5 protein-coding genes are annotated in these 8,256 nt (G+C 47.2%); 3 read left to right on the plus strand and 2 right to left on the minus strand.

All coding sequences use genetic code 11. The features are described from left to right. Positions 1–64 precede the first annotated feature (64 nt). Genes speA through speB form a run of 3 tightly spaced genes read left to right on the plus strand, consistent with a single transcriptional unit; the run spans position 65 to position 3,907 of the window. The gene (gene speA, locus KDK17_RS06830; RefSeq protein ID WP_257281606.1) at positions 65–2,047 is read left to right on the plus strand and encodes a biosynthetic arginine decarboxylase; all 1,983 of its coding nucleotides are present in this window, start codon (positions 65–67) and stop codon (positions 2,045–2,047) included. Next, positions 2,047–2,976 carry an S-adenosylmethionine decarboxylase proenzyme gene (locus KDK17_RS06835; protein WP_257253405.1) on the plus strand — a complete coding sequence of 310 codons (930 nt, stop codon included), beginning with the start codon at positions 2,047–2,049 and terminating at the stop codon, positions 2,974–2,976. Before speA ends, KDK17_RS06835 begins: the two co-directional genes overlap by 1 nt. A 4-nt stretch (positions 2,977–2,980) precedes the next feature. Next, positions 2,981–3,907 (plus strand): agmatinase, encoded by a 927-nt coding sequence (gene speB, locus KDK17_RS06840; RefSeq protein ID WP_257253402.1) that lies wholly within the window; start codon positions 2,981–2,983, stop codon positions 3,905–3,907. Between the two features lie 12 nt (positions 3,908–3,919). Here speB and KDK17_RS06845 read toward each other — a convergent pair whose 3' ends face one another. Continuing rightward, on the minus strand, positions 3,920–4,585 hold the full coding sequence (locus tag KDK17_RS06845) for a YiiX/YebB-like N1pC/P60 family cysteine hydrolase (protein ID WP_257253401.1): 666 nt from the start codon (positions 4,583–4,585) through the stop codon (positions 3,920–3,922). Positions 4,586–4,597: 12 nt separating this feature from the next. Next, complete coding sequence (locus KDK17_RS06850) at positions 4,598–7,972, minus strand: hypothetical protein (RefSeq protein WP_257287680.1); 3,375 nt, start codon at positions 7,970–7,972, stop codon at positions 4,598–4,600. Positions 7,973–8,256: the final 284 nt, after the last annotated feature.

Consider the following 8,256-nt stretch of genomic DNA (forward strand, 5'->3'; position numbering starts at 1 on the left):
CCCGCTATCCACAAGGCAGCTTTTGCTCTGCCCGGATACGTAGAAAAGGCGATACAGAAGGTCAATGACTAACCCAGCGATGCCCGACTTTCCGGAAAGCACGATCAGCAGCCATGAGCCACTGACTACAGACAGCGAATGGAGCGTGGAAGCGTCACGCTCCACCTACAATGCCCGCTATTGGAGTCAGGGATACTTCGATATTAACGATGACGGCGAGGTCGTCTATCTGCCCAGGGGCAGACCGGCTGTCAGTCTCAATAATATTGCTGCTCAACTGGTTCGCAAAGGGGCGTCATTGCCCATTCTGGTACGTTTTCCGGAGATTCTCCATGATCGGGTTAACACTCTGTGTGACGCCTTTAACCAGGCCATTGGCGAATACGGCTATCGAAATGATTACCTGGCGGTTTATCCCATCAAGGTGAATCAGCAGCGGGCCGTGGTCGAGGAGATTCTGGAAAGCCAGGCCTCCAGACAGGATCGTCAACTGGGTCTTGAGTGTGGCAGTAAACCTGAGTTGTTGGCAGTACTGGCCATGGCGAACCGTGCCAGCTCTGTCATTGTTTGCAATGGCTACAAAGACAGAGAATACATTCGTCTGGCGCTGATCGGTGAAAAGCTGGGGCATCAGGTGTATATCGTTCTGGAAAAAATCACCGAGCTGGAAATGGTTCTGAAAGAGGCCAAAGAACTGGGTGTCCCCCCCAGGCTGGGTCTTCGTGTTCGCCTTGCTTCTCAAGGCAAGGGAAAATGGCAGGCCAGTGGTGGCGAGAAATCCAAGTTTGGTCTGTCTGCCAGCCAGGTACTGAATGTCATCAAGCGGCTAAAAGACAGTGACAACATGGATTCTTTGCAGCTGCTGCACTTCCATCTGGGTTCCCAGATGTCGAATATTCGTGATATCCGCAAGGGGATCAGCGAGTGTGCAAGAGTTTATGCGGAACTGTATCGCCTGGGTGCCCCGATCCATTGTCTGGATGTGGGTGGCGGCCTGGCTGTGGACTACGAAGGTACCCGAAGCCAGAGCAACTGTTCCATGAACTACAGCCTTCAGGAATATGCGAACAATATCGTTTATACCCTGGGCGATCTTTGCGCTGAACAGGCCATTCCTGTGCCAAGGATTATATCGGAGTCGGGTAGAAATCTGACGGCGCACCATGCCGTCCTGATCACCGACGTAGTGGGTGTCGAAAGCTACGAGCCGGAAGAGCCTGTGGCACCGGGCAAAGAAGCCCCGCAACTTCTCCACAATATGTGGGGCTCCTGGAAAGATCTGGTGAAAGGTGTTGAGCAACGGGCACTGGTTGAATTGTTCCACGATACTCAGAGTGACCTTTCTGAGGTTCATACCCAATTCGGAATAGGCCTGCTGGATCTGGAACAGAGAGCCTGGGCAGAAAGTATTAATTTAAGAATCTGTTATGAGCTGTCCAAACGGCTGTCTCATAAAAATCGTTCGCACAGACCTCTGATTGATGAGCTGAGTGAAAAACTGGCTGACAAATTCTACGTCAACTTTTCACTGTTTCAATCGTTGCCCGATGCCTGGGGTATTGATCAGGTATTCCCGGTGCTGCCACTTTCCGGACTGAACCGCCCGCCCGAAAAGCGTGCCGTTATGCTCGATATTACCTGTGACTCCGACGGCACCATTGACCAGTACGTTGACGGTCAGGGTATAGAAACCACTCTGCCTGTCCCTGAGTGGCATTCGGACAAGCCTTACATGATTGGTATTTTCCTGGTTGGTGCCTATCAGGAAATTCTTGGTGACATGCACAATTTATTTGGCGACACCGACACAGTATCCGTTCGTGTCACAGACCTTGGATTAATTGAGATGTTTGATTTCCAGGCTGGGGACACCGTAGAAGATGTTCTTAAATACGTGAATCTGAAACCGGAAAGCTTCCTGCATACCTATCAGAAACTGGTGGAAGAATATCTGCCAGAATCCAGCCGGACCTCTGTGCTGGAAGAGCTGGAAGCAGGCCTAAAGGGCTACACCTACCTTGAACACCTGGGAGGAGTTGAGCTGTGATGTTCTTCGAAGGCTCTGAAAAAAAAGTAGAAGTCATTACAGCGGCCGAGGCGGGCTCGCTGCGTGAGCTGGGCAAAGACTTCTGGTCTGATATGGTGGCCAAGGCTCAGGCGGACATTCTGACGACCCTGAGTAATGACTATTGCGACGCTTATCTGCTGTCAGAATCGAGTCTGTTTGTTTGGGAAGACCGCTTCCTGATGTTGACCTGTGGAACCACGACTCTGGCCGATGCATTCCTTTATTTTCTGGAACACATCGCTGATGAACACATTCTGTTTGCCAGTTTCCAACGCAAAAATGAGTACCAGTCGCATCTGCAGAAAACGTCTTTCGAGAAAGATATTAACCGGATTCAGTCTGAGCTGGAGGGTAGTGCCTTCCGTATCGGCAGTCTGGACAGTCACCACAACTACATCTTCCATCTGAATCGTCCCTATCATCCCCATGCGGATGATCAGACCAGCGAATTACTGATGTATCATATCAAGGGTGCAGCTGCTCACTATCTTCGTAGTGAAGGACAAACGATTGAAGGCATCCGGCAATTGCTCAGACTGGATGAAATCCTGCCAGATTTTGATCTGAGTGACTGGCTGTTTGAACCCTTTGGCTACTCTCTCAACGCCATCAAGGATGATCGTTACGCCACTTTCCATATCACACCTCAGGAAGACAGCTCCTATGTCAGCTTTGAAACCAACCTGAATATGGAAGACACCGCCATTCTGGAAAAGCTACTGGAAGCCCTGCGCCCCGGGAGCTGGGATCTGATTGGCTTTAATGCACCGGCGCCCTTGCGGGAAAATGGCGAGTTCAGCTGTCTGACAGAGTGCCGTCTGCCTCTGCAGTGTGGCTATGAAATGAGCTTTAATCATTACCAGCACAAAGAGCAGCGCTCATTACAGGCGGTGGAACTGACGGGATAAAATCATGACTACGTCGATAAAAAAGGAAGACCACTCCCTTTACGCTAACGCCTTTGGCTTTCTGCGACAGCCGTTGGATTTCAATCCTGTTCAGTCGGGAGCTGACCTGATCATTACCGGCATTCCTTTTGATCTGGCGACTACAGGACGCAGCGGTGCTCGCTTTGGTCCCGAGGCCATTCGCAAGGCATCGGTAAACCTATCCTGGGAGGGCAAGCGCTGGCCCTGGTTCTTCAACCTGAAAGACTATCTGTCCATTGCTGACTGTGGTGACCTGGTCTTTGAATGCGGTAACGCCCAAGATATGAGCGATACCCTGTTTCAGCATGCCGACCAGCTATTGTCTGCTGGCAAACGTATGCTGTCGTTTGGAGGCGATCACTTTATTACCCTGCCTTTGCTGAGAGCTCACGCCAAATATCATGGTCCTTTGGCATTGGTCCACTTTGATGCTCATACCGACGACTATAACCAGGGTGGCAAGTTCGACCACGGAACCATGTTTTATCATGCTCAGGTTGAAGGGTTGATTGATGCCTCGGCTTCAACCCAGATTGGTATTCGAACCACTTACGATCACAAGAACACCCGTTTCAATGTTCTGGATGCCAGCTACGTTAACGGTGCACCAGTGGCAGAGATAATCGAAAAAATACGCGAAAAAGCAGGTGATCGTCTTGTTTACCTGACCTTTGATATCGACTGTCTGGACCCGGCCTATGCTCCGGGAACCGGAACACCGGTTTGTGGCGGCCTGAGCTCGGACCGGGCTTTGCAACTGCTCAGAGGTCTTCAGGGACTGGATATTGTGGGCATGGACGTGGTTGAAGTTGCACCAGCTTATGATCACGCCGATATTACCGCTCTGGCGGGTGCTACGATTGCTCTTGAGATGCTTTATCTACAGGCAGCCCGATCAGAAGCCACCTGACAACCCTTCAGCTCAGACAAGCTGCCCGTTAGTAGCCTGTCTGGCGGGAAGTTGTCCTACCACTCTGATCACATCAAGCTTATCCGAACATGAGAGCAGGGCGGGGTGTGAGCCCGGCTCTCCTTCCGGTATGGGTTGTCCTACCTTCTGATAAAAGTCTACCCAATAAGGCAATATTTCTCCGGTTTCCAGATCACGGAACCCCATGGGGGTTTCTGGAAATACCGGTTCTCCCTCGTTAGCAGACCTGAACGCTTCCAAAACAAGAGCGCTACAGTACCAGGCTCGTTCACTGATATCGGATCGAGCATGACCCTGCGGAGAAAAGTCCCTATTGTAAGGAATGTGCAACTGCTGATCAGCAAAGGCCAACGCTTTATTAACTAAAGGAAGCCATGGTGACTTGAGACGAGCCACCAGAATGCATGGTCGTCCCAGTCCATCGCACACCGATTTATCCATAAATTGAGTCAGGGTTATTGTCTGAACCTTTGGCATCACCGCTTCAACCAACTCCCCGCTCTCAGTCGCAATGGCCACATGATTCAGGGCCATGCCGTTATAACCAGCAAACAGTCTACTGATGACCCACTCCAGCTCTCCTCCCTTGCGAAGTTGAAACAGAAGGTCGCCTTTTTGCAGTTCTGGAATGGGCATGGAATTTGGCTGCTCAGTCATTTACCAAAATCCTCATCGTTGAAAATAGCGATCTAAAATTTGCTTTCTGATAAGATTTAATTGATGTTCTAATTCTGTATATAGAGATGGCAGAAATAATGACATATCTTGTTTCCCCAGCAATAGTTTTGTTGAATCATCTATAGACAGTCGGATCTGATCAATTTCTAAATTTCGCTCAACGTTATGTATAGATACTCTGACTTGTAATACTCCACCGACAATTACTTTTTCACTTAATATTTGAACCTTAACAGGGTTGTTCCAAACAAGCTGGTTGGTTTTCGAATCAAATTCATAATCTCCATCACTTGTCTTAGTAAGAATAATTTTTCGATCTAGAAACGTTATTTGATTTGGTATTGAGTTTGCTATATAGCCCTGAATCCCAGAGATTATTTCTGGAGAGCGACTTTCTAATTGAGCAAAGAGGCTTTCTAGTTCCTCCTCAATCATTTCTTTAGCCTCACCGTATACGCAAATTTTAGGGCCAAGGAGTTTTCCAAGGGGTTTTATAATCGGTTTTGTATCAAATGTGTAATGGTAATTATTAACCTTCCCTGTGTTACAAAAATGATTCAGACTTACTTCAGTCCTCAGGGTCATATCGAATTCTGTATGCTCTTGCCATATCTTCCTTTCACGAATAAATTTTGGAATTAATTTTAAAGAAATTATAGGTCTTATATATATGCGGCAAAACACATGATATGGGATCTCAAAATAGATACGATCATTTAACGAATCCACCTTAACTTTTATCTCATTAGTTTTTGTTATGCGTAATTTATGTTCTTTATTTCTCTCAAAGAGAAAGGGCTCGGTTTTAGATTTTTCATTTACCATTTCCTGTATATAGCCCGCTACAGATTTATCAATACAATCCCGTTCCTCAGGGGTTAGCTCCCTTTTGGTATAGTAAGAATATGCTCTGTGAGCGTTTACACCTCCGATTATAAATCCTATACCTGCACCTACAAGCGCTGCGGAGCCACACCCATCCAGCTTGTCGTTTCCCCTGAGCCAATTAGTGCTGAATCGACTTATCGCAGAGGTAGCACCGCCCGCTACAGATCCGCTTAAACTTCCAGCAATAACTTTCATAGGTTTGGATCTTGCCATTTCTTCATCACAAGCATTAATTACGCGAGCCGTTGCTTGGGATGATATCCCTCTTAATATATTCCCGACACCTCCGGCTGTACCACCTGAAAAAGCTCCAATAACAGCATTTCTTGCTGTTTCTTTAGTAAAAAAGGTACCGTTTTCTCGATTAATTACAGCTTTAGTTGCACTTTCGGCAAGATTTGAGCTAAATCCACCAACCGCTCCTGCAAGAACGTCATCCACTACTAAAAAGCCTGTGGTTGCGGCATTGCCTAGGGTTGCTCCGCTGGTTATTGAACCAGTAAATTTACCTAATACCTTCAATGCTCCGGAAGTACACAAACCAGCTACTGCTCCACTTATTCCTCCTATGAAGCTTTGTTTGATATACTCTCCTGGATCGCAGTCTCTTGCTTTACAGCTATATATTGAGTCTTGTATCCCTGAGCTAATCAATGCTCCTCCTACAGCCGCTTCCAGCTCACCCGTACGCAATGTAAGTGTTACTCCAGCCGCAACTTGAATGCCTCCTAAAGCAACCCCTATAGTCGTTCCGATAGGCCCTCCACCCCTTAATCTTGGATGAACATATACCTTATAACTTCCGTCGTTTAATCTGTGGAGGTCTACCCATGTTCCTTTACAAAATCCTCGCAAATGGCAGATCTCATTCTGGATTTCCTTTGGAATGTTTACAATGTCGTATGGGGGAATAAAAATCGTTTTCCCATCCTCCGACATAACCCAGGCTTCCAACCCATTTTGCCCGAGCATAAGAGCAACTTGCATGCCTTTAACCGTCCAGCTATTGATCAAGCCATTAGAGGTGTATGGCTCAGGTAAGCTAAATCGACTTCTTTCTTCATGGCCAGACTGCTTCTTTGTATTTTCTGGAAGTGAATCTGCCTGCTGATCTTCAATACCATTAGCTTGTGCACCTGCATCGGGGCCAACACTGCTTTTACCACCTCTTGCTACTTGCAATAACTGATCACTAACGCCGCTCGCCTCTGGTGCTTGCAGCATGTATTCATTAATGATTTCTTCAGAAGCTGTGCCCTCCGGTTCCAATCTCACTATCTCCTGTTTTTCGTTCAATAGCTTCAACTCAAAATCAAGATCGAATTCATCAGTCTGCTCAATCACTGCTGCAATCCGTTCAACGATAATGGCAGCCTGTATATCCTTTTCATGGTCTTCAATGCCTTCGGACATATCTAACAGGTGTTCTATAAACTCCGCCTGTCCGTTGAGCAGGGGCTTCAACCACCGTATGACTTGTTGTGTACTTCCCAGGTTTTTGAGGAGTTGATTGAATTGCGTTGGAGTGAGACGCAAAGAACTAACCTGGTTCCCATTGATATTTACACGCAGCCTTCTGTCGGACTCACCACTCCAGGTTCCAAACAGCCAGTGCATAGGGTTGTCACCTGTCAACTCTGTCAGCCAGCCCCAGTCCAGTCTGAGTATGGGACCTATGCTGATCTCCCAGTCGGTATTGCTTTGCAGTGCCATCCAGTGTGGTTTCCAATGCTGGTTATTGTCATCGCCGGGCCAAAAAATACCACCACCGTCACCACTCTCTGTTCTGTCAAATTTCGATCCTGCCTGAAGTCCTGTTATGTTCAGCCCTTTTCCCTTTTTATTTGGTTCATTTTCCGTCGTTTTTTTATCTTCCTTCTGGCTTCTGGCGGTTGCCAGAGCGAGTATGGGTTGAGTGGAGAGTATGAATTGACCAACGTCATAGCTGTATTTATTTAAGAGTGTTTCTGAGCATCGGTAGGGTCTTATCAGGGTGATATCCAGCTGCCAGCTTTTGGTGGTTAAATAAAAAATACTGCCCGAAGTTGAAGGGTCAAACTCCTCAGAGAGACTTATGATGTCAGCGTTATTTTTAGACTGGATATGTGCTGCGCAGATCACCAGTTGCTCAAAAGGCTGAATGGTGAGAGTCAGCTCAACGCTTCCTGAATATCCTGACTCTGGAGAAGGTTGGATGTAGAAACGGGACTTTATCTGATCTTCAAGTGTTGTCATTGATGGCGGTTGCCATTCGAGTAAGTGAGGGTGCGGGAGTGTTGACTCTGGTGTGTTTTCTTTTGAATCCATTGCTTGTGACTGATGTGGATGCGAACTACTCTGTTGACCAGCAACTCCATCCCATGCCTGCACGAGACCAGCAATCCAAAATAGAATCAATAAATGTAAGTATGCTCGTTTAAGGAATAACGACAATTTGAGGTTATTTTGTTTCCTCGCCGTCAAAACTTGAGGGGCCATGGAAATTTGCCATCAACAAGATGTGATTAAGCGGTGGGTGAAGAAAAAGCCCTTTGCACCAGTGACGAAGCGTAAAATCCAGCTGAGAAAGGGGTTGTTAAACCACGCACGATGCGCAGAGAATTATAGCAGAGTAGGGGTAGCTTCATTTTTTTGCTATGGAATAACAGCTGAATACGTTTTTGGTTTTTTTTCATTGCAGCCTTGATTAATGCCTACCGGCCAGAACCCCTAGCAGCCTGTCGGACTTAAGGCTGTCCTACTGCGGTTGCAATAAATTGGTC

This window comes from Endozoicomonas sp. SESOKO2 (genome assembly GCF_024606245.1).
Classification (GTDB): domain Bacteria; phylum Pseudomonadota; class Gammaproteobacteria; order Pseudomonadales; family Endozoicomonadaceae; genus Endozoicomonas_A.

Coding starts and splice junctions, on each gene's coding strand:
- speB (WP_257253402.1), top strand. CDS start 2,981: ATGACTACGTCGATAAAAAAGGAAGACCACTCCCTTTACGCTAACGCC.
- KDK17_RS06835 (WP_257253405.1), top strand. CDS start 2,047: ATGTTCTTCGAAGGCTCTGAAAAAAAAGTAGAAGTCATTACAGCGGCC.
- KDK17_RS06850 (WP_257287680.1), bottom strand. CDS start 7,972: ATGGCCCCTCAAGTTTTGACGGCGAGGAAACAAAATAACCTCAAATTG.
- speA (WP_257281606.1), top strand. CDS start 65: ATGACTAACCCAGCGATGCCCGACTTTCCGGAAAGCACGATCAGCAGC.
- KDK17_RS06845 (WP_257253401.1), bottom strand. CDS start 4,585: ATGACTGAGCAGCCAAATTCCATGCCCATTCCAGAACTGCAAAAAGGC.